This window comes from Rothia halotolerans, assembly GCF_004136635.1.
Taxonomy (GTDB): Bacteria; Actinomycetota; Actinomycetes; order Actinomycetales; family Micrococcaceae; genus Rothia; species Rothia halotolerans.
The window spans coordinates 214860-241076 of the sequence record NZ_NOIU01000005.1; the positions used below are offsets into that span (position 1 = coordinate 214860).

General features: G+C 73.9%; 11 protein-coding genes. 7 read left to right on the forward strand and 4 right to left on the reverse strand.

All coding sequences use genetic code 11. The features are described 5' to 3' along the window. The first annotated feature begins 1 nt into the window (after position 1). Both EWV39_RS13340 and EWV39_RS13345 read left to right on the forward strand, forming a co-directional pair. Positions 2–1681 carry an ABC transporter transmembrane domain-containing protein gene (locus EWV39_RS13340; RefSeq protein WP_129661303.1) on the forward strand — a complete coding sequence of 560 codons (1680 nt, stop codon included), beginning with the start codon at positions 2–4 and terminating at the stop codon, positions 1679–1681. Continuing rightward, positions 1678–3507, forward strand: a complete 1830-nt coding sequence (locus EWV39_RS13345; protein ID WP_129661306.1) for an ABC transporter ATP-binding protein — start codon at positions 1678–1680, stop codon at positions 3505–3507. Before EWV39_RS13340 ends, EWV39_RS13345 begins: the two co-directional genes overlap by 4 nt. Positions 3508–3695: 188 nt before the next feature. On the opposite strand, the gene EWV39_RS13350 is transcribed toward EWV39_RS13345, so the two are convergent. Continuing rightward, positions 3696–3917 carry a phosphopantetheine-binding protein gene (locus EWV39_RS13350; RefSeq protein WP_202864943.1) on the reverse strand — a complete coding sequence of 74 codons (222 nt, stop codon included), beginning with the start codon at positions 3915–3917 and terminating at the stop codon, positions 3696–3698. Between the two features lie 117 nt (positions 3918–4034). Between EWV39_RS13350 and EWV39_RS13355 the strand changes: the two genes are divergently transcribed. The 3 genes from EWV39_RS13355 (at position 4035) to EWV39_RS13870 (ending at position 19705) form a co-directional block, all read left to right on the forward strand. Next, entirely contained in the window at positions 4035–18257 is a 14223-nt protein-coding gene (locus EWV39_RS13355) for an amino acid adenylation domain-containing protein (protein ID WP_129661312.1), read from the forward strand. A gap of 175 nt (positions 18258–18432) precedes the next feature. Then, positions 18433–18642 carry an MbtH family protein gene (locus tag EWV39_RS13360; RefSeq protein WP_129661315.1) on the forward strand — a complete coding sequence of 70 codons (210 nt, stop codon included), beginning with the start codon at positions 18433–18435 and terminating at the stop codon, positions 18640–18642. A gap of 355 nt (positions 18643–18997) precedes the next feature. Continuing rightward, positions 18998–19705 (forward strand): DUF3800 domain-containing protein, encoded by a 708-nt coding sequence (locus EWV39_RS13870; RefSeq protein ID WP_165313331.1) that lies wholly within the window; start codon positions 18998–19000, stop codon positions 19703–19705. A gap of 171 nt (positions 19706–19876) precedes the next feature. Here the strand turns inward: EWV39_RS13870 and EWV39_RS13370 are convergent, their stop codons facing one another. The 3 genes from EWV39_RS13370 to EWV39_RS13380 form a co-directional block, all read right to left on the reverse strand. Next, positions 19877–21604, reverse strand: a complete 1728-nt coding sequence (locus EWV39_RS13370; RefSeq protein WP_129661318.1) for a DUF2075 domain-containing protein — start codon at positions 21602–21604, stop codon at positions 19877–19879. Then, positions 21591–21908 carry a nucleotide pyrophosphohydrolase gene (locus tag EWV39_RS13375; protein ID WP_129661322.1) on the reverse strand — a complete coding sequence of 106 codons (318 nt, stop codon included), beginning with the start codon at positions 21906–21908 and terminating at the stop codon, positions 21591–21593. Before EWV39_RS13375 ends, EWV39_RS13370 begins: the two co-directional genes overlap by 14 nt. Positions 21909–22248: 340 nt before the next feature. Continuing rightward, a complete protein-coding gene (locus EWV39_RS13380; RefSeq protein ID WP_129661325.1) occupies positions 22249–22923 on the reverse strand; it encodes a hypothetical protein in 675 nt (224 codons plus the stop codon). Positions 22924–23268: 345 nt separating this feature from the next. Between EWV39_RS13380 and EWV39_RS13385 the strand changes: the two genes are divergently transcribed. Both EWV39_RS13385 and EWV39_RS13390 read left to right on the forward strand, forming a co-directional pair. Beyond that, a complete protein-coding gene (locus EWV39_RS13385; RefSeq protein ID WP_129661328.1) occupies positions 23269–24246 on the forward strand; it encodes a flavin reductase in 978 nt (325 codons plus the stop codon). 132 nt (positions 24247–24378) lie between these two features. Then, positions 24379–26136 (forward strand): BCCT family transporter, encoded by a 1758-nt coding sequence (locus tag EWV39_RS13390; RefSeq protein ID WP_129661330.1) that lies wholly within the window; start codon positions 24379–24381, stop codon positions 26134–26136. Positions 26137–26217 lie beyond the last annotated feature (81 nt).

The window sequence follows — 26217 nt, forward strand, 5'->3', positions numbered from 1 at the left end:
CATGCAGCCCTTCTTCACCCCGCCCGAGGCCGAGGACGTCCGCTCGACGCTGCGGCTGGACCGCGCCACGACGCCGATTCGCCTGATCGGCCAGGTCATCCGCTCCCGCCCCTGGCTGACCGCCGGCGCCGCGCTCATGGCCGTGCTGCACCAGATCGGCGAGGTGCTGGTGCCGGTGGTCGTGGGACGCGCCATCGACGGTCCCCTGGCCGAGCGCGACGCCGCCGGGACCCTCCTGGCGGTCCTCGCGCTCGGCGTCGTCTTCCTCGTCCTCGCCACCGCCTACCGCTTCGGCGCGCGGATGGCCCACTCGGCCGCCAGCTACGTCGAGCACGAGCTGCGCATGCTCGTCACCGACCGGCTGACCCGGCCCAACGGCCTCGGCGGCAGGCACCGGGCCCACGGCGACCTGCTCACCGTGGCCAGCACCGACGCCCAGGCCGTGGCGCGGACCAAGCTGCTCGCCTTCTTCCCGGTGGGGGAGGTCGCGGCGGTGGTCGCGGGCGGCGTCGTGCTCATCGCGATCTGGTGGCCGCTGGGCGTGGGGGTGCTGTGCGGGGCGGCCGTGACCGCGCTGGTCGCTGACCGGCTCGCCGCGCCGCTCGCGCACCGCCTGCGGGCCTCGCAGCAGGCCTCCGGCGCCGCGGCGAGCGTGGCCGCCGACTTCGTCTCCGGGCTGCGCGTGGTCTCCGGGCTGGGGGCCTCGGAGGAGGCCGGCCGGCGCTACGTCAGGTCCTCGCGCACCGCGCTGCGGGCCGTGCTGCGCTCCAACGGCGCCCGGGCCCAGCTGGGCGGGATGACGCAGGTGACCGGCGGCGTCTTCGTCGCGGCCACCGCGGCGCTCGCCGTCTGGGCCGCGCTGGCCGGCCTGTTGAGCGTGGGCGAGCTGGTGATGGTCGTGGGGATCTCGCAGATGCTCGTGGAGCCGATGTCGGTGCTGGGGCGCAACATCGGCGTGGTCTGGGCGACCGGGCTCGCCTCCTCCCGGCGCGTGCTGGAGGTCCTGGACGCCCCCGACGCCGTCCCCGACCCCCTCGAGCCGGCCGCGGCCCCCGCCGGTGAGCGGCTGGCCGGGGCGGTGCCCCTCGAGATCGAGACCGGGGAAGGGGGCCTGAGCCTGGCCCCGGGAGAGCTCGCGGTGCTCGACGCCGACCGCGAGGGCTCCCGCGAGATCCTCGCGGCGCTGTCCGGGGAGGACCCGGAGTCGGTGCTCCGGCTGGCCGGCGAGGAGACCTCGTCCTGGCCCGTCGCGGACCTGCGCCGGCACGTGCTGCTGGCCACCGGCGAGGACTTCCTGTTCGCCGGGACCGTGCGGGAGAACGTGAGCCGCGGCGTCGTGGACGAGGCGCGGATGATCGGCGCCTGCGAGGCTGCGGGCTGCGCCGACGTGCTGCGGGTGCTGCCCGGCGGCGTCGACGCCCCCGTGGGCGAGGCCGGCGGCAGGCTCTCCGGCGGCCAGCGCCAGCGGATCTCCCTGGCCCGGGCGCTCGCCGCGGACCCCGCGGTGCTGGTCCTCGAGGACCCCACCACCGCCCTGGACTCCGTGACCGAGGTCGACGTCGCCCGCTCGGTCGCCCGGTTCAGGCGCGGGCGCACCACCCTGGTATGCACCTCGTCCCCCGCGTGGCACTCCGTGGCGGACCGGGTCCTGAGCAACGACGACGTGGAGGTCCAGCCGTGAGCGCACCCGCCGCACCGGGCACCGCCCCGGAGACCACGCTGCCCATCGCCCGCCCGGGGCAGGTCTGGCGGGAGATCCTGCGCCTGGCCGCGCCGCACGCCCCGCGCATCCTGGCCTCGGTGGTCCTGCTGGCCGCCGCCGCCGCGTGCGGGTTGGTGCTGCCGTGGCTGCTGGGCGCCTTCGTCGACCTGCTCTCCGGCGACGGCGCCCCCTCCTGGATCGAGGGGACCGGCGGCTTCTGGCGCGCCGTCGCCGCCATGGTCGGGGCGCTGGTCGCCGGCGCGGGGCTCCAGGCCGCCGGCATCGTGCTCTCGGCCGGGGCCGCGGACCGTGTGGTCGCCTCCCTGCGCGAGCGGGCCGTCGGCTCGGCCCTGGGGCGCAGCCAGGCGGAGGTCGAGGCCGCGGGGACCGGGGACGTGGTCTCCCGGTCCAGCGACGACGTCGCCGCCGTCACCACCGCCGTCAACCAGTCGATGCCGGCCCTGACCGGCGCGGGGGCGGGGATCGTGGTCACCCTGATCGGCATGGCGAGCATCCACTGGGCCTTCGCCCTGTCCCTGGTCGTCACGATCCCGGTCTACTGGTTCTCCGTGCGCCGCTATCTGCGGGTCGCGCCCGGGATGTACCACCGGGAGCGGGCCGAGCGGGCCCGCCGCGCCGGCGTCGTGCTGGGGGCGGCCCGCGGCGGGCGGACGGTGCGGGCATACGGCATGGCCGGGTTCCTGCGGGGGCCCCTGGCGGCGACGTCGTGGGTCGTGGCGCGGATGAACGTGCTGGTGCAGATCGCCACCACCCGGCTCTTCGGCGGGGTGAACCTCGCCGAGTTCCTCGGCGTCGCGGCGCTGCTGGGCACCGCCTTCCTCCTGCTGGACGGGGAGGCGGTGACCCTGGGCGCGGCGACCTCCGCGGTGCTCTTCTTCCTCCGGATCTTCGACCCGGTCGGCGCGGTGCTCATGACGCTGGACCAGGTCCAGTCGGCGCTGACCTCGCTGAGCCGGATTGTCGGGATGGCCGGCCCGCGGCGGGGGGCCGGGGACGGCCCCGAGGATCCGGAGCCTCGGGAGAAGGCCGCGGATGGAGCGATTCCGCGCGGCGGGGACCTGATGATCGAGGGACTGCTCGCCGGGTACGGGGCGGAGCCGGTGGTGCGCGGCGTCGACCTCGCCGTGCCGGCCGGGACCTCGGTCGCGGTGGTCGGCGCCTCGGGGGCGGGGAAGTCCACGCTCGCGGCCGTCGTCGCCGGCGTGCGCGAGCCCCAGGGCGGGAAGGTCACGATCGACGGTCGCCCCGTGCACGGCATCCCCGCGGGACGGCGCGCCCGCACGGTGGCCCTGGTGGCCCAGGAGGGGCACGTCTTCCCGGTCTCGCTGCGGGAGAACCTGGACCTGGCCTCGCCCGGTGCCGAGGACGGGACCCTGTGGGAGGCGCTGCGCCGCGTCGGGCTCGAGGACTGGGCGCGGGCCCTGCCCGGCGGGCTGGACACCGTGCTCGGCCCCGAGGGCGTGGACCCCGAGCCCGAGCTGGCTCAGCAGCTGGCCCTGGCCCGGGTCGCGGTGCTGGACCCGGCGGTGCTGGTGCTGGACGAGGCGGCCTCCCGCTCGGCGGAGGACGACGACGCCCTGGCCCGCGCCGCGGAGGGCCTGCGCCGCGGCCGCACGGCGATGATCGTGGCCCACCGGCTGAGCCAGGCCCGGACCGCCGACCGCATCCTGGTCATGGAGGACGGGCGCGTCGTCGAGTCCGGCGGGCACGAGGAGCTGGTCGCGGCGGGCGGACGGTACGCCGACCTGTGGGCCGCGACCCACGAGGGCCGGCGGGAGGACTGACTCGGTGGGAGCACCGAAGGGCCCCGCCGGGTCCGCGGATCCGGCGGGTCTTTACGAAAGTTTTGTCTGCCCTTTTGCGGATGTTCCGCCGAGGAGGCATCCGGGCGCGTCGATACGCACCTGTCCGGTCCCCGCGCGCGGATCCGTCGCCGTCCCGGGCCGGGACGGCGACGGATCCGAGCGGGCCGTCAGGCGCTCAGGAGGCGATCCCAGGCCGTGAGCCGGGGATCCTCGGCGAGGTCGGCGTAGTCCACCGCGTGTCCCGCCGCGTGGATCCGCTCCACCAGCCCCATCATGCGCACCGAGTCCAGGCCCTGGTCGGTGAGGTCGGCGTCGGGGTCGATCTGCTCCGGGGTGGTCTCCAGGGCGCTGGCGATCTCCGCGCGGAGCTCCTCGACGATCTGCTGCACGGGTGTCTCTCTTCCTGTCGAATGTTCTCTGAGATGTCCCGTCGTACGGTGGACCATCTCCTCTTACTATGGTTACCCTAACCTAAGCATTCAGGCGAATCGATCGGAAGGACGCGCATGCGGCACGAGGCTTCGGCACCCGCCCGGGACACGGAGACGGGAGCCCTCTTCCCCCTGAGCGGCGCTCAGCAGGGGATCTGGAACGCCCAGCGGCTGGAGCCCTCCTCGCCGTACTACGTGGTGGGGGAGGTCCTGGAGATCGGCCCCGGCGAGGTGGACGCCCGCCTGCTCGCCGAGGCGGTCCGCGAGACCGTCCGGGAGGCGGAGACCCTCCGGCTGCGCTTCTCCGAGACCGACGCCGGCCCCCGCCAGCGCGTGGACGCCTCCGAGGTCCCGCTGCCCGAGGTCCGCGACCTCACCGACGCCGCCGACCCCTTCGCCCTGGCCTCCGCCATGGTCGACGACGAGCGCACCCGCATGGCCGAGCACTGCGTCGAGATGACCGAGCGCGAGCTGTGCCGCTACGTGGTGCTGCGCCTGACCGAGCAGACCGTCTGGGTCGTCCAGCTCTACCACCACCTCGTCGTGGACGGGTACTCGGCGGCGCGCCTGACCCGCCGCATCGCGGCCCGCTACACCGCCGCCCGCCGCGGCGAGCAGGTCCCCGAGGCCCGCTACGCCCCGATCCGGGAGCTGGTGGAGGAGGACCGCGCCTACCGCGCCGGCGAGCAGCACGCCGCGGACCGCGCGCACTGGACCGGGACCTTCACGCCGCTGCCCCCGGTCGGCAACCGCGAGGCCGCCGCTCAGGAGTCGGTGCCCCGCACGGTCTTCGCCTCCCTGGACCTCGACGCCGCCGCGGTCGCCCGCCTCCGCGAGGTGGCTGAGGCTCACCGGGTGACCTGGGTCGAGCTGCTGCTGGCCGCCTACGCCGTCCACGTGCGCCGCCTCAACGGCGAGCCCGAGGTGACCCTGGCGATCCCCATGATGGTGCGCACCAGCCCCGCGGCCCTGCGCACCCCCACCATGGCCGTCAACGTCCTGCCGCTGCGCGTGGGCATCGAGGGGACCGAGAGTGTCGTGGACGTCGCCCGCACCGTCGCCGAGGGCCTGGCCGGGATGCGCGAGCACCAGTCCTACCGCGGCGAGGACCTGCCCAAGGACCTCGGCGTGCCGGGGGCCGGGGCGCTGCTGCACGGCGTCGGCGCCAACGTCAAGGTCTTCGACCTGCGCCTGGACTTCGACGGCGTCCCGGCCGAGCTGCGCAACGTCGCCGGCGGCCCGCCCGAGGACCTCGGACTGACCGCGACCCCGATCCCGGGCGGCGCCCTGCGCCTGAGCTTCGAGACCGACCCGGCCCGGGTCCCCGAGCGCCGCTCCCGCGCCCGGCTGCGCGCCTTCGCGACCCTGCTGGACCGCCTCACGGCCCCCGACCTGCCCAGCGTCGGTGCCGCCCCCTCCCTCGAGGACGACGCCGCGGCCCGGATGCTCGGACGCCGTGCCGCCCAGCCGCTCGCCCTCCCCGATGCCGCGAACTCGCCCTCCGAGGTCGACGTCCCGAGCTCGCCGTCCCATGCCGCCGCCGCTCCGGCCTCGCCGCCCCGCGCCGACGGTCCCTCCCCGCGCCCTGCCACCGGGGGGACGAGTCCGCTGCCCCGTGCCGAGACCCCGGACCCGGGGGAGATCCCCGCCCTGATCGCCCGGATCGGTGAGGAGCGCGCCGAGGAGGAGGTGCTCGTCGACGGCGCGGCCCGGCTGACCGGCCGCGAGCTCGCCGAGCGGGTCCACCGCCTGGCCCGAGCCCTGCGCCGAGAGGGCATCGGCCCGGAGCGGATCGTCCTGCTGGACCTGCCCCGCGGCCACCGGATGGTCCTCGGGATGCTCGCCGCCCTCTGCGCGGGCGGGGCGTTCCAGGCCCTGGACCGGGCGCACCCGGCCGAGCGGCGTCGTCAGACCGCCGCCGACTCATCTCCGGCGCTGGTGCTCACCGACGCCGAGGGCGACGCCGGCACCTGCCCGGACGTCCCGCGCCTGGACCTCGACGACGCCGCCGAGCGCCTGGCCGCCCTCCCCGCCGGCCCCCTGGCCGAGGAGGAGCTGGCCGCGCCCCGCCGCGGCGCCGACCTCGCCTACGTCCTGCACACCTCCGGCACCACCGGCCGGCCCAAGGGCGTGCAGATCCCGGTCGAGGCCCTGACCCACCTGATCCGGCACCACCGCGCGGAGCTCTTCCCGCGGGCCCGGCGCAGCGCCGGGCGGGACCGGCTGCGGGTGGCCCACACGGCGTCGTTCTCCTTCGACGCCGCGCTGGACCAGCTCTCCTGGATCTTCGACGGGAACACCGTGCACCTCTACGGCTCGGACGTCACCGGCGACGCGCTGGGGATGCTCGAGGCCCTCGCGGAGGACCGGATCGACGTGCTGGACTCGACGCCCTCGCTCGCGGCGGTGCTCGTGGAGTTCGGGCTGCTCGAGGGAGAGCTCCGGCCCAGCACGCTGGTCTTCGGCGGCGAGGCGCTGCCCCCGGCGCTCTGGGGCGCGGTGACGGCCGCCGGGATCGATGCGTGGAACCTCTACGGGCCCACCGAGTCCACGGTGGACGCCCTGGCCGCCCGGGTGACCGGGCGGACGCCGCACATCGGCCGCCCGCTCGGCGGGCTGACCGCGCACCTGCTGGACCTCGACCTCCAGCCCGTCGCGGACGGCGAGGTCGGCGAGCTGTACCTTGGCGGGCCCCAGCTCTCGCGCGGCTATCTTGGAGGCCCCGGGGAGACCGCGGCGCGCTTCGTCGCGGACCCCTTCGGCGGCGGGCGCCTCTACCGGACCGGGGACCTCGCCCGCTGGGTGCCCGGCCTGGGTTACGCGATCCTCGGCCGGGCGGACGACCAGGTCGAGATCCGCGGGCAGCGCGTGGAGCCCGCCGAGGTCGAGGCGCTGCTGCAGGCCTCGCCGGGGGTGGGCGCGGCGGCGGTGACCGTCGTCGAGTCCCGCGGGCAGGCCGCGCTGGCGGGCTACCTGGTGCCCGCGGCGGGTGCCCGGCTCGACGTCGAGGCGCTGCGCGCCCGCCTGGCCGAGCGCGCCCCCACCTACCTGATCCCCGCGCACCTGATGGTCATCGACTCCCTGCCGACCACCGTGGGCGGGAAGCTGGACCGCGCCGCCCTGCCGCTGCCGCAGGAGCAGGAGGGCCGGTCCCGCTCCGCGGAGACCACGCGAGAGCGGGTCCTGGCGGAGGTGGTGGCCGAGGCGCTGTCCTCCGGCCGTCCCGAGGACGCCCCGCAGATCTCCCTGGATCGCGACTTCGTCTCCCTCGGCGGGGACAGCATCGCGGCGCTGACCGCGGTGGGCCGGGCCCGGCGCCGGGGCCTCGCGCTGCGGCCGCAGGACCTGTTGGGGCCGCGCACGCTGGCCGACATCGCCGCGCAGGCCGCCTTCGACCCCGAGGGCGCGGAGCCGGCGGGATCCCGCGGGGACGGCTCCGCGGAGGGCGCCGAGGACTCGGCGGACGCGAGCGGATCCGGCGACGCCGTGGACCGCCCGCTCGGCTCCTTTCCCGCATCCCCGGTGGTGCGCACCCAGAGCGCGGCGGCCCCGGACGGTCAGGCGCTGGCGCGGCACGCGCAGTGGGCCGTGGTGCGGACCGGCGGCCCCGTGGACCGCGAGGCGCTGGCCGAGGCCCTGCGGGAGCTGCTGGACCGGCACGACGCGCTGCGCACCGTCCTGGACCCGCGCGGGCCCTCGCCGGTCCTGTACGCGCGGCGGCCGGGCGCCGTCGCGGTCGAGGACGTCCTCGCCGACGACGCCGTTCCCGCTCCCGGGACCCCCGGTGCGGCACCGGATCCCGAGGCCCTCGCCGCCCACCTGATCGAGGACCTCGATCCCGCCGCCGGCCGCCTGATCCGCGTCGCGATCCTGCCCCCGTCCGCCGGCTCCGCCCCCGCGTCCGACGCGACGGGCACCCCGGCCGACGCCGGGCCCGTCCCCACCCGTCTCCTGATCACGGTGCACCACCTCGCGGTGGACGGCGTCTCCTGGCGCCTGCTCCTCGAGGACCTCCAGCGCTGCTACGAGGCCGCCGCGGCCGGCGGCAGCCCGGCTCCCCGCGCCGAGGGCACCTCCTGGCGGCACGCCGCCCGGAGGCAGGCCGCGCTCGGCCGCTCCGGCGCGCGCCGCGGCGAGGCCGAGCACTGGCGCAGCGTCCTCTCCGGGGGCCCCACCGCCCCGCTCGGCGAGCGCCGGCTCGCCACCGGCACCGACACCGTGGCCACCGCCCGCGGCGGCTTCACCACGGTGCCCGCCGACCTCGCCCGTCCCCTCCTGGAGGACCTACCGCGCGCCTACCGCATGCGGACCGATGAGGTGCTCCTGGCCGCCCTGACGCTGGCCCTGGCCCTGCGGGACCGGGAGCGCGGCCTGCCCGCCGCCCCGGCCCGCCCGGTCACGGTCGAGGGCCACGGCCGCGAGCCGCTGGGTCCCGACTACGACCTCTCCTCCACGCTCGGCTGGTTCACCACCGAGCACCCCGTGCACCTCGGCGCCGACCTGGTGCTGGACGCCGCCGCGCTCGACGACGCCCTCGCCGGCGGCCCCGCCGCCTCCCGGGTGCTGCGCGCGGCCAAGGAGGCGATGCGCGCCGCGCCCGAGAGCGGCGTCGGTTACGGCATCCTCCGCCACCTAGACCCGCGCGGCCCGGAGCTGCTGGGGGACCTGCCGGACCCGGAGGTGGTCCTGAACGTCCTGGGCGCCTTCGACTCCGCCGCGGGCGGCTGGGCCCTGGACGGCGAGCGGGCGTTCAGCGTCGTCGAGTCGCCCCGCCGCGACCTCACCGAGGCGCTCACGGTCAACGTCTTCACCGGAGCGGGCCCCGAGCCCGAGCTGTCCGTCGAGTGGCGCGCGGCCGGCGGGATCCTCGACGACGCCGCCCTGCGCGGCATCCAGGGGCACCTGCGCCGCGCCCTCGAGGCCCTCGGACTCCACGCGCTGCTCGGCGCGGGCGGCGCGAGCCCCTCGGACCTCAGCCTCCTGAGCCTGGGCCAGGCCGAGATCGACGCGCTCGAGTCCGCCCACGGCCCCCTCGACGACGTCCTCCCCCTGACCCCCCTCCAGGAGGGCCTGCTCTACCACGCCCTGGCCGACGGCGAGCGGGACGCCTACGTCCTGGCCGCCGGCCTGGACATCGAGGGCCCCGTGGACCCGGAGCGGCTGCGCGCCGCCTTCGACGCCGTCGTCGAGCGCCACCCGGTGCTCTCGGCGAGCTTCGACGTCGAGTCCGTGGACCGCCCGGTCCAGGTGCTGACCCGCGCCCCGCAGGTCCCGTGGCGCACGGTGGACCTGCGCGGCTCCTCCCCGGAGATGGCGGAGGCGGCGGCGGACCGGCTGCAGGAGCAGCAGGCCGCGCGCACGGTGGAGGTGACCCGCGGCGGGCTCGTCGGCGCCGTGCTGGTGCTGCTGCCCGGCGACCGCGCCCGCCTGGTCCTGGGCGCCCACCACCTGCTCACCGACGGCTGGTCCACCCCGATCATGGTCCGCGACCTCCTCGCCCTGTACCGCGGCGAGGGCGGGAGCCTGCCCTTCGCGGCCCCCTTCTCCGCGCACCTGCGCCGGCTCGCCGGGACGCCCGCCGAGCAGACCGAGGCTGCCTGGCGCCGCCGCCTGGAGGGCGTGCGCGCCGGGACCCTCGTGGCCTCCCGGCCCTCCGCGGATCAGGACGCGCCGCGCGAGGCGGTCCGCACGCGGATCCCGCTGGAGGACGACGTCGCGGCCCGCCTCCCCGAGCTCGCCCGCTCGCGGGGCCTGACCCCCAACACCGTGCTGCAGGGAGCCTGGGCCGCGGTGCTCGCCGAGACCGTCGGCACGCGCGACGTGGTCTTCGGCGTCACCGCCTCGGGCCGCCCCACGGACGTCCCCGGCATCGAGAACACCGTGGGCCTGTTCGCCAACACCCTGCCCGCCCGCCTGGCCTTCGAGGAGGGCGAGGCCCTCCTGGCCGCCCTGACCCGTCTGCAGGCGGACCAGGCGGAGATGGCCGGCCACGAGTCCGCCTCCCTGGCCCGGATCGAGAAGGAGCTGGGGGCCGGCCCGCTCTTCGACTCGCTCGTGGTCTACGAGAACGCCCCCGGCCTGATCGAGGACGACGCCGGTTCCTCGCCCCGCCTGGCCGGCATCAGCAGCTCCGGCGGGACGCACTACCCGGTCACGGTCACGGTGCCTCCCGGGGAGGGCTTCAGCGTCCTGCTGGACCACGACCCGGCCGCGCTCGACGACGCCCTGGCCGCCCGCCTCTCCGCGCGCCTGGCCGAGGTGCTCGCCGCGCTGGTCGAGGACCCGGATGTCACGCTGGAGCATCTCGTGGACGCCGGGCGGCTGGACGCCGAGGCCGCGCCCGAGGCAGCCGCGACCGGCCCCGGCATGTCCGCCGCCGGCGCATCCGCCGCCGGTGCTCCCGCCGGCCACCCGGATGCCGCATCCCGCCCCGGCGCCGCGGCGGACGGATCCTCCGCCCAGCCCGCCGACGACGCCCCCGAGCCCGCCGTCCGAGCGATCGCCGAGCAGATGGCCGACCTGCTGGACCTCGCCGAGGTCGCCGAGGAGGACGACTTCTTCGCCCTCGGCGGCCACTCCCTGATCGCGATGCGCCTGCTGGGCAGGCTGCGCCGCCTCGGGATGCGCCTGAAGATCGTCGACATCCTGGACCACCGCACCCCGCTCGGGATCGCCGCGGCCGCGGCGATCCCGGAGGAGGTCGTCGAGGCGCTGGAGGAGGGCACCGCGGACGCGAGCCCCGCCGAGCCTGGTCCGGCGGAGCCGAGCGAGACAGGCGCCCCGGGCGGCCCCGACTCCCGGGGAGACGACGTCGCTGCCCGGACTACCTCGTCCGGCGCCCCCGATCCGTCCGGCGCCTCCGCCTCGCCCGGCGAGAGCGCCGACGCCGGAACCCCGGTCGCCTTCTCACCGGACCTGCCCTCCGCTCCCACGCCGGAGACCGCGGAGATCGGCCTGACCCCCGCGATGGAGCGCCTCTGGTTCCTCCACCAGCTGGAGGGCCCCTCCACGCTCTACGACGTCCCCGTGGCCCTGCGCCTGGACGGTCCCCTGGACCCCGCCGCCCTCGGCGAGGCGTGGCGCGACCTCCTGGAGCGCCACCCCGTGCTGCGTACCGTCTACCCCGCCCGGGCGGACGGCTCGGCCGCCTCCCGGACGCTCGCGCCGGAGGAGGTCGCCGCACCGCGGCTCCTCGAGGGCGGCCCGGACGAGGCCGCGCTGGAGGACGACGTCGCCCGCCTGGTCAACGACCCCGCCTTCGCCGCGGACATCACCCGCCAGGCCCCGGCCCGCGCCGCCGTGCTCGGCTACGGCCCGCGCACCCACGTGCTGGTGATGGTCATCCACCACATCGCGGTCGACGCCGCCTCGATGGTCCCGCTGCTGACGGACCTCAGCACCGCCTACCGGGCGCGCGCCGCCGGCCGGGCGCCGGCCTGGCCCGCCCCCGCGGCGACCGCGGCCCCCGCCCCCGACCCGCGGCAGCTCGCCGAGGACGAGGAGTTCTGGGCCGAGGCCCTGGCCGGCCTGCCCGAAGAGCTCGACCTCCCCGCCGACCGCCCCCGCCCGGAGACCCCGGGCCACGCCGGAACGGCCGTGCTCCGCGACCTGGACCCGGCCCTGCGCGAGGCCCTCTCGCGGACCTGCGCCGCCCAGGGCCTGACCCCGCTGATGGTGCTGCGCTCCGCGGTCGCCGTGGCCTGGTCCCTGCTCGGCACCGGCGACGACGTCCCCCTGGGCAGCACCGTCGCCCTGCGCGATGACCCCGGCGCCGCCGACGAGCAGATCGGCTACCTGGTGAACACCGTGGTGGTGCGCTGCCCGGTCGAGGCCGGCGCCACCGTGGGGCGGACCCTGCGCGAGGTCCGCTCCCGCTCGCTGGACGCCGTCGAGCACCGCGAGCTGCCCTTCGAGCGCGTGGTCGAGCTGCTGGCGCCGGGGCGCTCCCGCTCCCGGCACCCCCTGTTCCAGACCCTGGTCTCCTACGAGACGCCGGTCGAGCCGCCGTCCCTGCCCGGGCTCGAGGTCTCCGAGGTGCGGGTGCGCACCGAGAGCTCGCGCTTCGACGTCGGGGTCTGGCTGCTGGACTCCGCCGAGGGCTCGGGCCTGCGCGTGGTCGGCTCCTCCGACCTCTTCGACCCGGCCACCGTGGAGCGGCTCGCCGACGCCGTCGAGCAGGTCCTCGGCCAGCTCGTCGGGGACCCGGAGCTGCCGCTCTCCCAGGTCGCCCTGCGCTCCGAGCACCCGGCCGACCCGCCGGAGCGCGGCGTGCCGGGCCGCAGCGTGAGCCAGGCCCTGGCCGAGTGGGCGCAGCGCGCGCCGGAGGCCGTGGCCGTGCGGGACGCCCGCCGTTCGCTGACCTACCGGGAGCTCGCGGACGCCGTCGACGCGCTCGCCGCCCGGCTGGCCGGACGCGGCGTGGGGCGGGAGAGCGCCGTCGCCATCGCCCTGCCCCGGGGCTGCGACCTGCTGGTCTCGATGCTCGCCGTGCTGCGGGCCGGGGCCGCCTACGTGCCCCTGGACCTGGACCACCCGGCCGCCCGGCTCGAGCTGGTCCTGGAGGACGCGGCCCCCGCGCTGGTCCTGACGACCGCCGACGCCGCCGCGCACCTGCCGCAGGGCGCCCCCGAGGCGCTGCTGATCGATGAGGCTGCGGCCGCCGGCTCCGTGCCGGCCGCCGTCCTCGCGCCGTCGGCCGCCGCCCCGGGCGCGTCTGACTCGGCATCAGCGCGGGGGCCCGCCGCGGCCGGGGAGGGCGCCTCCTCCGAGACCCCCGACGCCGTCGCCGCCCTGGGCCCGGTCCCCGCCGCGGACGACGCCCTGGCCTACGTCCTGCACACCTCCGGCTCCACCGGCCGCCCCAAGGGCGTCATGGTGAGCACCGCCAACCTCGCGGCCTTCCTGTCCGCGGCCGTCGAGCTCGGCTGGATCCGCGAGGGCGAGGGCCTGCTCGCGGTGACCACCGCAACCTTCGACATCGCAGGGCTCGAGCTGTTCGGCCCGCTGATGGTCGGCGGCACCTGCGTCATCGCCGAGCGCGAGCAGATCCTCGACCCCGGCGAGCTGGTCGAGATCGTCGAGGAGCACGGACTCTCCGTCCTGCAGGCCACGCCCTCCCTCTGGCGGGAGCTGGTCGCGGCCGCCCGCGACGCCGGGACCCGGCCGCTCGCCGCGGTCCGCGCCCTGGTGGGCGGCGAGCCAGTCCCCGCCGCCCTGGCCGACGCGATGGCCGGCGCCTGCGCCGAGGTCCACGACGTCTACGGCCCCACCGAGGCGACCATCTGGGCCACCAGCTCCCGCGTCGTCGCGGGGGAGCCGCCGCTGATCGGCGCCCCCTGGGCCGGCGTCCGCGCGAGGGTCCTGGACCCGCTGCTGCGCCGGGTCCCGGCGGGCGCCGTGGGAGAGCTGTACCTCGGCGGCGCGCAGGTCGCCCGCGGGTACCTGAACCGTCCCGGCATGACGGCCTCCCGCTTCGTGGCGGACCCCGAGAGCCCCGGCCGCCGCCTCTACCGCACCGGCGACCTCGTCCGCGAGGTGAACGGCAGCCTGCACTACGTCAGCCGCGCCGACGACCAGGTCAAGGTCCGGGGCCACCGGATCGAGCTGGGCGAGGTCGAGGCAGCCCTGGCCTCGGCCCCCGGCGTAGACCGCGCCGTCGCCTGCGTGCGCACCGACGCCCAGGGGATCGCGCGCCTGCTCGGCTACGTGACCGCCGCGGCGGGGGAGGAGCCCGAGGCCGACGCCGTCCTGGCCGCCGTCCGGGGCAGGGTCCCGGAGTACATGGTCCCCGCCGCGGTCACGGTGCTGGACAGCGTCCCGATGACGGGCAACGGCAAGGTGGACCGGGCCGCACTGCCCGACCCCGAGCTGGCCGCCCCCGGCACCGGCCGCGCGCCGGGCAGCGATGCCGAGCGGGCCCTGTGCGCCGCCGCGGACGCCCTGCTAGGCATCGCCGGCGCCGGCCCCGAGGACGACTTCTTCGCCCTCGGCGGGGACAGCATCACCTCGGTGCGCCTGGTCGCGGCCGCGCGCCGTCAGGGATGGGCGCTGAGCGTCGCGGACGTCTTCGCCCGCCCCGTGCTCGGCGCGCTCGCCGCCGGCGCCCGCCGGATCGAGCCCGACGACACCGAGGACGCCGGCCCCGCCCGCACCCGGGTCGCGATCGAGCCCGGCGCCGAGCTGCGCGGGGTCCTCGAGGAGCTCGGCCCGGCCTGGACCGAGGTGCTCCCGCTGAGCCCGCTGCAGGAGGGCATGTACCTCCAGTCGGTGCTCGACGGCGACGCCGGCGCGGACGCCTACGTGGTCCAGCACCGCTTCGAGCTGGCCGAGACCGTCGACGCCGGTGCCCTGCGCCGCGCCTGCGACGCCCTCCTGGCCCGGCACGACATGCTGCGCGCCGGCTTCACCCACCGCGGCACGCCGGACCCCGTCCAGTTCATCCTCCCGGAGGGCCCCATGCCGTGGGAGGATCGGACCGTCGCGGAGGAAGGCGGCCTGCGCGAGGCGGAGGCGGCCGAGCTGCGTCGCCCCATCGACCCGCAGCGTCCCCCGCTCATCCGGGCGACGCTGCTCCACGGTCCCGGCGCGCGGCGTCACCTGCTGATCACCCAGCACCATCTCCTGAGCGACGCCTGGTCCCAGGCCGTGATGTTCGACGAGCTGTTCCGGATGGCGGCCGGGGAGGCCGGCGCCCTCCCGCCCGCCGGGAACTTCCGCGAGCACCTGGCCCTCCTGGCCGCCCGCGACCCCCAGGCCGACCGCACCGCGTGGGCCGCCTACCTCGAGGACCTCGAGGAGCCCACCGTCCTGGTCGGCACCGGCCCGCTGCGGGACCCGGCGCCGCGCCGGGCCTGGCGTGAGCTGGGCCCGGAGGTCCGCCGCGGCATCGACGCGCTGGCCCGCTCCCTGGCCGTGAGCCCGGCGTCGATCGCCCACGTCGCGTGGGGCCTGGCCCTGCGCGAGATGACCGGGCGGGACGACGTCGTCTTCGGCACCACCGTCTCCGGGCGCGACGCCGCGGTGCCCGGCGTCGACTCGATGGTCGGCCTCGCGCTGAACACCGTGCCCTTCCGGGTGCGACTCGCCCCGCACGAGCCGGTCGGGGAGGTGCTGCGCCGCGCCTTCGCGGAGCAGGGCTCGCTCCAGGCGCACCACGGCGCCGGGCTCGGCGAGATCCAGCGGGCGGCGGGGCGCTCCCCGCTGTTCGACACGCTCGTGGTCTACCGGAACACCCCGCGGGACCTGCACGGCCGCTCGGGGACCTTCTCCCGGGCCGGCGTGCTGGCCGCGGAGGCCTCGGACGCCACGCACTACGGCATGGTGCTCGACGTCGACCCCGCCGAGTCCCTGGCGCTCGCCTGCGAGTACCACCCCGAGCGGGTGGACCGGGCGCGGGCCGAGGAGGTCCTCGGGCGCGTCGCCGGCATCCTGTGCGCCCTCGCCGAGGAGGGGAGCCGCGAGCTCCCCGTCGCCGCGCTCGCCGGTCCGGGAGCCGAGCCGCACCCGCTGCTCGCCCCCGAGCGCCTGCCGGTGCCCGGCCCGGGCGAGCCGGCCGGCAGCGTCGACGCCCTCCTGCGGGAGCTCGCCCTGCGCACTCCCGGGGAACGGAGCCTGGTCTGCGGCGAGGTCGCCCTGACGGCCCGGCAGCTCGACGAGCGCGTGGACCGCCTGGCGAGGATCCTCGCGGCACAGGGGCTGGGCGCGGGCGACGTCGTCGGCATCTGCCTGCCCCGCACCGCGGACCACGTCGTGGCGATCTTCGCGGTCATGCGGGCCGGCGCCGCCTACCTGCCGCTCGACGCCGCCCAGCCCGCCGCGCGCAGCGCCGAGCTTCTCGCGGACGCCCGGGCCGCGGGGCTGATCAGCTCCACGGAGCTGCTGGCCGCGCTGCCCGCCGACGCCGTGCGGGACCGCCGCACGGTGGACCTCGACGACGCCCGGACCCAGCAGGTCCTGGACGGCGTCCGGGAGGCCCCCGCGGTCCCCGAGGAGTCGGTCTCCGGGCCCCGGGACGCCGACCGGCTGGCCTACGTGATCTACACCTCCGGCTCCACCGGCAAGCCCAAGGGCGTGCTGGTGGGCCACCGGGGCCTGACCACGATGTACCACAACCACGTCGCGGAGATCTTCGAGCCCGCGGTCGAGCGGGCCGGGCGCCGACTGCGGATCGCCCACACGGTCAACTTCGCCTTCGACATGTCGTGGGAGGAGCTGTTCTGGATGCTGGCGGGACACGAGGTCCACGTGATCGACGAGCGGGCCCGCCTGGAGCCCGGGCCGCTGGTGCGCCACTACCGCCGGGTGGGGATCGACGTCGTGAACGTGACGCCCTCCTACGCCCGCGAGCTGATCGCCGCCGGCCTGCTGGACGCGGAGCACCCGCATCCGGGCCTGGTGATGCTGGGCGGCGAGGCCGTCCCCGCCGACCTGTGGGAGATGCTGCGCGAGCGCGCGGACCTCGACGGCTACGACCTGTACGGGCCCACGGAGTTCACCATCAACGCCTTCGGCTCGCCCGTGGGCGGCAGCGAGCGGCCCTGCCTGGGGCGTCCGGTGCGCAACGCCCGCGCCCGGGTCCTGGACACCGGGCTGCGCGAGGTGCCCGAGGGCGCGGTCGGGGAGCTCTACCTCTCCGGCGACGGGCTGGCCCACGGTTACCTCGGCCGGCCCGGGACCACGGCGGCGGCCTTCGTGGCCGACCCGCTGGGCTCCGGCGATCGGATGTACCGCACCGGCGACCTGGTGCGCCGCGGGCCGGACGGTTCGGTGGTCTACCTGGGCCGCGTGGACCGGCAGGTGAAGATCCGCGGCATGCGGGTCGAGCCGGCGGAGACCGAGGCGGCGCTCAGCTCGCTGCCGGGGATCCGTGCGGCCGCGGCGGACGTCCGGGGCGCGGGTGCTGCGACCCGGCTGATCGCCTGGGTCCTGCCCGAGGACGGCCGCGAGGCCGACCCGGCGGCACTGCGCTCTCACCTGCGCGGCGAGCTCGCGGCGCACCAGGTGCCGGCGGAGATCGTCGTGACGGACCGGATGCCGCTGACCCCCAACGGCAAGCTGGACCGGAAGGCGCTGCCGGACCCCCGCGGCGGGGCCGCCGAGCGCTCCCGGGATCCGCTGCCCGGCGCAGAGGAGGCACTGTGCGCCCTGGTCGAGGAGGTCCTGGGCCTGCCCGAGGACTCTGCCGACCCCGAGGCGTCCTTCGCCGACCTGGGCGGCGACTCGCTCACCGCGATGCGGGCGGCCAGCGAGGCGGAGCGGCGCGAGGGCCTCGCGCTGGGCATCGTGGACCTGCTCGGCGGCGCGAGCCTCGCCGAGCTCGCCGGGGCGCCGGCGCCCTCTGGAGCGCCGGAGCCGGCCGGAGCGGGAGCCTTCGCGGCCGCCGCCCCGGAGGGCGACGTCGCCGGGCCCGATGCCGGCGGACCCGGTGCCGGAGGCATCGAGGCCGAGGCAGTCGGCGACGACGAGTCGCCGGCACGGTCCCAGCCGGCCCCCGCCGCGCCCCTGGGCCACGAGCACGTGCTGCGCCTGCGCGGCGGCTCCCGCGAGCCGCTGTTCTGCGTGCACCCCGGCGGCGGGTTCGCCTGGCCGTTCCTGCCGCTGACCCGCGCGCTGGAGTCCGACCGGCCGATCGTCGGCCTCCAGCTGCCGGCGACGCCGGGCGACGGGCCCTTCGGGGCCCGGACGCTGCAGGAGCTGGCCGAGGGATACGTGCGGACCATGCGGGAGCTCCAGCCGGAGGGCCCCTATCACCTGCTCGGCTACTCCTTCGGCGGGACGCTGGCGCACGCCATGGCCTCGATCCTCGCCGCGGAGGGGGAGGCCGTCGCCTTCCTCGGCGTCCTCGACGCCGAGCCGGTGGGCTCCCACCGCACGGGCAGGACGGGGGACCTCACCGACGACGACGTCGTCGAGCTCGCGGCGGTCGCCCCCGACCTGGCGCACCGCTCGCCGGAGCTGATGGACAGGCTGCGGGAGAACCTGCGCCGGTGCGTCTCGCTGCTGGCGACCCCCGCCGAGGGCGGCTACGCGGGCCCGGTGACGCTGATCGTGGCGGCCGAGTCCCACCGGGCCGGCGAGCAGGATCCGCGGGAGGTGGCCCGGCCCGGCGTCGCCGGCTGGTCGCCCGAGGACGCCTGGCGGCTCCGGGGCGAGGAAGGCCTCGAGGTCCGCCGGCTCCCGCTGTCCCACGCCGGCATCTCGACGCCGCAGGGCTGGGCGATGATCGCGCCGGTGCTCGACGAGCGGCTCGCCGCCGCGGAGGACCCGGTGGGGGCCGCCTCGGCGCCGGAGCGCTCATGAGCCGCCCGGTCCCGGGCGAGCCCGAATGCGCCGTCCGTTCCCCGGCCTAACCGCCGGGGAACGGACGGGCTCCGGACCCCGACCCGAACTGACCCTCCGACCCCCCCATCAGACACACGAACCGACCCCACGACCGGCCGCCGCCCGCGGCCGGCAGACGAAAGGCATAACACCCATGAGCACCAACCCCTTCGACGACGAGAACGGCCGCTTCATCGTCCTGGTCAACGCCGAGGAGCAGTACTCGCTGTGGCCGGTCTTCCGGCCCGTGCCCGAGGGCTGGGAGGTGAGCTTCGGCGACGCCGAGGAGGGCTCCCCGCGTGCCGACTGCATGGACTACATCGAGCGCACCTGGACGGACATGCGCCCGGCTTCGATCCGCTGAGCGGGTCGTTCCAACAACGGTTCTCGCGGGTTCTCTGCAGCCTCAGAGAGAGCTGATATCCGCTGGCCGGAGCATACGGCGGCTCGGTCCTCGAGACGACGTGTACGAGCAACGCAGCTGAGACGGCATAGCGGGATGAGTCCCATCGTCTGAGGGGGTGGAGAGGGCACGCCGGCGTTTCGGGGGAAAGCCCCCGGAAACGCCGGTGTGCCCTCACCCTCCTGGAAGACAGAGGCGATGAGGTGCCGACGGCGCCCCGCTCCTTCTTGCACCGTTATGCCTGTCCATGCGCCCCGTAGGCCGCCTGACCAGCCTTCGTCGAGGCCTGGGACCGTCGCTCGCTAGAGTGGCCCCCATGACTCGCAGGACCTTGGACCGGATGATCTACATCGACGATTCCGGGCACCCGCAGTCCGGCCTCATCGTCTATGGGTGGATCGAGTTCCATCCGGATCATTGGCATGAGGTCCTCCGATCCTGGCTGACCCACCGCAAGAGCCTCTGGGCCCACTACGGGATCCCGGTCACCGAGGAACTGCACATGACCCACTACGCCCTGGGACGCGGTCGCATCTCCCAGCGGCCGCCACACCGCTTCATCCATGGATCGCAGACCTATTGGAAAGACCTGGGTCGTGAGGTCGCGCAGAAGAGCCTGGAGACCATGACGAGCACTGAAGGGCTGCGAGTGGGGGCCGTGTATCGGCAAGGAGCCCAGGAGGACTACGCCGCCCACCGCGCAGAGACGTATGCGAAGCTCATCGCTTGCTTTGAAGCCGAGATGGACGGCTCGACGTCGTTGGCGATGCTCTTCATGGACGGCGACGGATCCGACCCCACCTACAGGACGGCTCACCGGCAGCTGCGGCTCAGGGACCGGCGGATCATCGAAGATCCCGTCTACACCGACCCGAAGTCATCGCAACTGATGCAGATGGCCGATCACGTGGCGTGGTGCGCCAACGCCTCGATCGCCCGCGTGAGCCAGCATCGCTTCGCCCATGAGTGGTATAGCCGGTACCTCGCCCCACGGGACCCTCGATGTAGTCCATCCAGGGTGTAGCGCACAGCGGATACAGCTAGACCCCCCTGGTCCACGTGTGTGGGGGAGGTCTGCACATCTCATGCTATGGCATATGCAACGCACCGTCTATACGCGCTCCACTCCGTCCGAACCGTCGGCGTATCACCTGTGCCTTCGTCTCAGGGAGTGGCTGCCGGCCAGCAGGGAACATCAGAAGTAGTCTTCGAGGTGCTTCCGGAGCTCCGGATCGCAGACGTAGACGTAGGTGCCGTGGATGCCGCGGGTGAGGAGAACCGAGTAGATGTTCCGGACGTAGCGGAGAAGGTCCTCGTCCGAGTAGGTGATCCCGCGCTTCGGGTTGTTCTCCCGGCCCTTCTTGTCGTGGTATTCGGCGCGGTCGAAGACCGTGCGGCCCGTCACGGGGTCGTACCGGAGGTCCTCTCCGATGACGACGCCGACGTAGTTCAGGTCGTAGCCTTGGACGGTATGGATCGAGCCCATCTCGTGCAGTGAGCCGGGGGAGCTGATCCAGTCGCGCTGGGTCGAGTTCCACCGGATCCGCTCCCCGTCGAGCTCGATGTCATAGACATCAGGGTCATCCGGATGGGACTTGCTGCGCCACGGCCAGGCGTACCCCGCCACGAGGCGGGCTAGGCCGTCCTCCGCGTCGCGCCGGAAGATCTCCCGCCGCATCTTCCCGAGGTCGTCGAAGAAGCGGAGATCGTAGTCCCCGAAACTCTCCTTCTGCGCAGGGGGGTCGTCGCCGAGGACGGCGCGGACGTAACCCACGTAGTCCTGTCCCGCGGAGATCCTCCTCTGCGATCGGAGGGGGTGCAGCCGCTCGTTTTCGGATGCTTCGGCGAGGAGGGCGGCGGTGACCTCGGCGGGGAGGTCCGCGGGGCGTACGCTCTGACCGGGATCGAGCATCAGGATGAGGTGTCGGCTCTGCTTCCGGAGCCAGTCCAGCTGGGTCAGCTCCGGATCGTCGGCGCCGAAGAGCCTGCGGTTGATGTCCGCGAACTTCGTGTTCAGCGAGGCGGAGGCCTGATTGGCGCGCTGATTAAGGCGATGCGCCTCGTCCACGATCAGGAGGTCGAAGGGCTCCTCGCTCTCGCCTACCGTGAAAGGCGTCATCACGAGGTCTCTGCGCAAGCCGGGGGTCAGCGCGAACACACGGGAGACCGACTCGCGGAGGGACTGCTGGGGGACGACGATCCCGATCCGCAGCGAGGCGAGAAGCTCGGCGTGCGCGGGGGTGAAGAAATCCTTGAAGATCGTGTCGTTGTCGAGCGGTTCCTCGGGATCGTGGTTCCGGATGTCCTCGAGGAGCTTCAGGAGGTAGATGCCGACGACGGTCTTCCCAGTTCCGGGGTCTCCCTGAACGACGGCGGTGCCGGGCCGCTCGTCGTGGAGGTCGGAGAAGAGCCCCTCGAGGATCTCCTCCACGGCGATCGCCTGATCGTGGTTCAGCGCCTTGAAGGGAGAGAGCTTGAAGAGATCGCTATTGAAGATCTCCGGCATCGTGCGCTGGAAGAGGTGCTCCTGCGAGCGGAGCATCTCGAAGACCTCGTCGAAGGTCTTCCGGTACGAGCTCCGGTCGTAGTAGTCGGCGTTCGTGATGCCCGCGTTCTGATTGAGCACCTGCAGGCGGCCGTCCCCTGAGAACATGCGGATGAGGAAGGACTCGAGGTCGAGGCACGCCGACTTGTTGAAGGTCTCGTCCAGGATGACGCGCGCCCAGCTCAGGCGGCGCTTCTCCTCGGAGTCGAGATGCTGCCGCATGCGGGCCTCGGCGTTCAGGGACTCGCCGACGTACACCTCCGCCTCGTTGTTCATGACGTAGACGACCGGCCAATTGCGGTGCCGGAGGTCTTCCGCGCCCCAGAGGCGGACCTCGTCGGGTGCGAGGCGGAACCGCTCCAGGCTAAAGCCGGTCATACTTCTGGCTCCGGCCGCGGGCCTTGTCGGCCGGGTACTTCTCGCGCGTCTTCGCGAGCTTCTCCAGCACGATGGTCTCGGGGTCCAGGCCGAGCCGGTCGGCGAGCAGGAGGCAGTAGGTCAGGACGTCGGCGAGCTCATCCTGGGCGGCGGGGAGGTCCGCGTCGTTCCACTGAAAGCATTCGAGGAGCTCGCCGGCTTCGATGCTGATGCTCTTCGCGAGGTTCTCCGGGGTGTGGAACTGCGACCAATCGCGTTCGGCGACGAACTCCCGGAGTGTTTCCTGAACGGGTTTCTCCTGCATATGCCCAAGTTAGCAGTGCATGAGGCACTGTCATGAGGAGGGCCATGAGGCGTTGTCATGAGGAGGACATAGAGCTGGAAGGTGAGCCTTCGGCGACGCCGAGGAGGGCTCCCCACGCGCCGACTGCATGGACTACATCGAGCGGACCTGGGGAGGGACATACGCCCGGCTTCGATCCGCTGAGCGGGGCGCCGGCCCGGCGAATCAGGCGAGGAGGCCCCACCGCCTGCTCAGCCGGGCGGTGCGATGCCGGCTGCCCTGATCCGCCGGGTTGCCGGATCGTCGATGCTGATGCGGACCGGCGACACGTCGGCTGCGGGGCTGCTCTCGAAGAAGGTCATCATGACGTCCCACCGCCCCTCTGCGGACCGCGCTGGCCCAGGAACATCGCGCGGGCCCGGTTGATCAGCTCGATCATCTCCTTCTCGCTGATTCCCCGGGCCCTCGGCACGCTGATCCAGCGGTGATGTCGGTTGCCGAAGAAGCCGCCGACCGGACCCAGGCGGGCGCGCAGCTCGTCCGGCAGATGCCGGTTCACGACGACCAGACCGGATTCGGTGAGATGCATGAGTGCGCGCCGCTGATAGGCGTTGCCGGTCGACACGTGCACCCAGTCGTACTGAGCCGGGGCAAAGTCCGTCCACGGGACGGGCCCCACGCCGCGAAGGGTGAGACCGCGCGCATCGATCTCGACGGGCAGGCGCTCGGCCTGCGCGTAACGGTTCTGCCGGCGGAGCGCTGACCGCAGCCAGAGGAGGAGGACGACGAGCAGCGCGAGCGCGCTGAGGAACCCCAGGTACGAGGCGACCCCCAGCTTCACGCCCACCATCGGGGCGACCACGAAGAAAACGATGCCGCCGACCGCGACGATGACCACGAGGACCGTCAGGGAGGGGGTCAGGACGCGCAGCGCCCTCGTGCCGGGGGACGGAGCGCCCTGAAGCCCGACCCGGCCCGTGGCCTGCAGGGCGCGCACTGCCTGGGGCATGTCGATCGGCCGGGCATCAGACGTCATAGCTCGATACCCTACGTGGTGGGCCGGAGGGAGCGCAGAGGCGGCCGTAACCAACGGGCGCAGCCGCCCGCCGGAGCCGCACGCGATAGGCCGCCTCATGGCCTGGACCAGGCCGTCTGCCCCCGCCCCGAGCATCCTCACCCGAACCGCGGCACCGCCTCGTCGATGAACAGCTGGAGGGAGCGCTTCCTCGGCCCTTCGCTGCGGAGCTGCTCGACACGCCTTGCATGCAAGCAATGTATGGCGTGGCTAACACCGTGTCAATCTCGTCCACAAAACCCTTGAAAACATGGTGCATGCAGGAGGTGTTGACGGAGAGCTGAGAAGGGTTCTAGGGTGACTGGCATGCAACAGAGCGAAAACGTCAGTACTCCGGATCACATCAAGCAGCGGATTCTCGAGGCCTGGAGTCGTGCGTGGGACCGGGGAGAGGTGGATGCCTTCGACGCCGTAGTCGGGGAGCAGTACCGGCGGGTCAGCGCCCGTTCGGGCGAGTCCATCGAGCTGAAGGACATCAAAGAGGAGATCCTCAACATCCGCTCGGCCTTCCCCGACCTGGAGACCGTGGTGGACAAGATCCTGATCGACGGCGATCAGGCATCCATCTACTGGCACACCACCGGCACCTTCACCCAGCCCTTGAATGACGTGCCCCCTACGGGAACCCGGGTGATCACCCATGGATCGAACCTGCTGACCCTCCGGGACGGGCTCATCTCCGAGGAGGAGGTGACCTGGGACGCCCGAGCGCTGCTCGCCGACCTCGGCCTGAAGTCCCTCTCATCCGCCTTCGAGGCGCATGACGCCTCGTCGGTGGTCGACAATCTCAGCGGGGAGCCGTCGGAGGAGGCCCTGAAGGCCTTCAACCGTCAGTTCATCACCGGGGTGACCGTGGTGACCACCAAGGACGAGGAGGGCCGTCCCCGCGGGCTGGCGGTGAATTCCTTCAACTCCGTCTCCCTGGACCCGCCGCTGGTGCTCGTGTGCGTGCAGAAGACCTCGTCGACGTACCCCTCGATGTTCCGGGCGAAGCACATCGGCATCAACATCATGAGCCGCGACCAGCGGGAGACCCTGGGGGTCTTCGCCTCCAAGGCGCAGGACAAGTTCGACCAGGTCCAGTGGCACGAGGGCGAGCACGGCTCGCCGCTGATCGACGGCTCCTCCGCCTCGATCGAGGTCGAGATCAAGGAGCGGTTCCAGGCGCTGACGCACACCGTCTTCATCGGCCGGGTGCGCTCCGCCGAAGCGCGCGAGGAGGAGCCGATGATCTACAAGGCCGGCAAGTTCTACGACAGCCTCGGCCTCGAGCCTCTCGCCTAGAGGGGCTCCGTGACGGGGCGGCTCCGCTTGGGCCGCTCCGAACCCTCTCCATGCCTCGGGGCCGGGGACGCGTCGACCATGCGCGGCGTTCCCGGCCCCGCCCTCATCTCACACCTCGAAGCGGAGAACGCGATGCCCCGACCCTTCACCGACCCGGACGACGAGTACCCCGACGAGCACGGACGGAGCTCGCCGGTGCTCACCTCCCACGACGTCGAGCCCCCGGGCAGCGGCCTCCGCGCCCCCCTGCTCGACGGATCGGCCCAGCGCCGCGCGCATGAGCTGCGCAACCGCCCCGGCGTCGTGTTCTGGGGCTCCATCGTGCTCATCGCAGCGTTCATCCTGTGGGCGGGTGTCGCCCCCGAGGTCTTGGGCGATGTGATGACCTCGATCATGAACTGGGCCGCGGGCAGCGTCGGCTGGACCTACCTGCTGGTGACCCTCGGCTGCATCCTGCTGATGGTCTACCTCGCCTTCAGCCGTTTCGGCCGCATCCGGCTCGGCAGCAACGAGGACCGGCCGGAGTTCCGGACGGTCACCTGGCTGGCGATGGTCCTGTCCGCGGTGATGGGGATCGGCCTGATCAGCTACGGCGTGGCCGAGCCGATCAGTCACTTCGCGGATCCTCCTCATGGACTGGCCGAGCCGGGGACCTATGAGGCGGCGGTGCGCGCCCTGCAGTTCTCCTACTTCGACTGGGGGCCGCACGCGTGGGCCGTCTTCGGCATCTTCGGGCTGGCCATCGCGTACTCGACGCATCGCCGCGGCAACACGGGCCTGATCTCCCCGATGCTGCGTCCCATCTTCGGCCGGGCGATGGACGGCTGGTTCGGCCACGCCATCGACATCCTGGCCGTGATCGCGACGCTGTTCGGCACGACGACGTCGCTGGGCCTGGGCGCCTCGCAGATCTCCGAGGGGATGAACCGCGTCTTCGGCATCCCCAACGACTTGTTCGTGCAGATCACGATCATCGTGGGCATCACCGTCATCTTCACCCTCTCCGCCCTGTCCGGGGTCAACAAGGGGATCAAGTACACCAGCCAGGTGACCGGCGTCGTCGCCATGGCCATGGGGCTCTTCGTCCTCTTCGCGGGACCGACCGGATTCATCGGGAACCTGTTCTTCCGCTCGGTGGGCCAGTACGCCAACGACTTCTTCATGGTCAGCCTGATCACCCCCGTCTCCGGCGACGACGTCCAGTGGTACCAGTCCTGGACGTACTTCATGATGGCCTGGTGGCTCAGCTGGGGCGCCTTCGTCGGGGTCTTCCTGGCGAAGATCTCGCGGGGGCGGACGATCCGGGAGTTCGTGCTCGGGGTGATGGGGGTGCCGAGCCTGGTGTTCTTCATCTGGTTCACGATCTTCGGTGGTGCCGCCATGAGGTTCGACATGGACGGGGACGGCTCGATCGGCCAGGGAGCTCTCGACGACCCCAATTCGGCGTTCTTCGAGACCCTGGGGCATCTTCCCTGGACCGGCCTGACCTCCGTCACCGCCATCATCCTGGTCGTGCTGTACTTTGTCTCGGGGGCGGACGCCAACACCTTCGTGCTGAGCATGCTGACCTCCCGCGGGGCCTTGGACCCCAGCCGCCCTGTGCTCACCCTCTGGGGCGTTCTGACCGGCGTGAGCGCGATCTTCCTCTTCCTGGTCGGTGGCCTCGGGGCGCTGCAGCAGGCGGCGATGATCTCCGCGCTGCCGTTCACGGTCGTGGTCGCTCTGCTGGCCGTGAGCCTGATCAAGTCGCTCAAGGACGACCATAATTACGACTTCACCCGGCCGGTGCGGCGTGAAGATCTGCGAACAGGGATTCTCAAGATCCCGCACCGGACCCTGAAGATCAACTTCAAGAACCCTCCCACCAGCGCCCTCAATCTCAGGAAGTGAAAATTCGTATGGCGATCAATGTGGATCAGCTGCTGACCAAAGTCCCCACCGGGATCCTCATCGCGGGCCAGTGGCGCGACG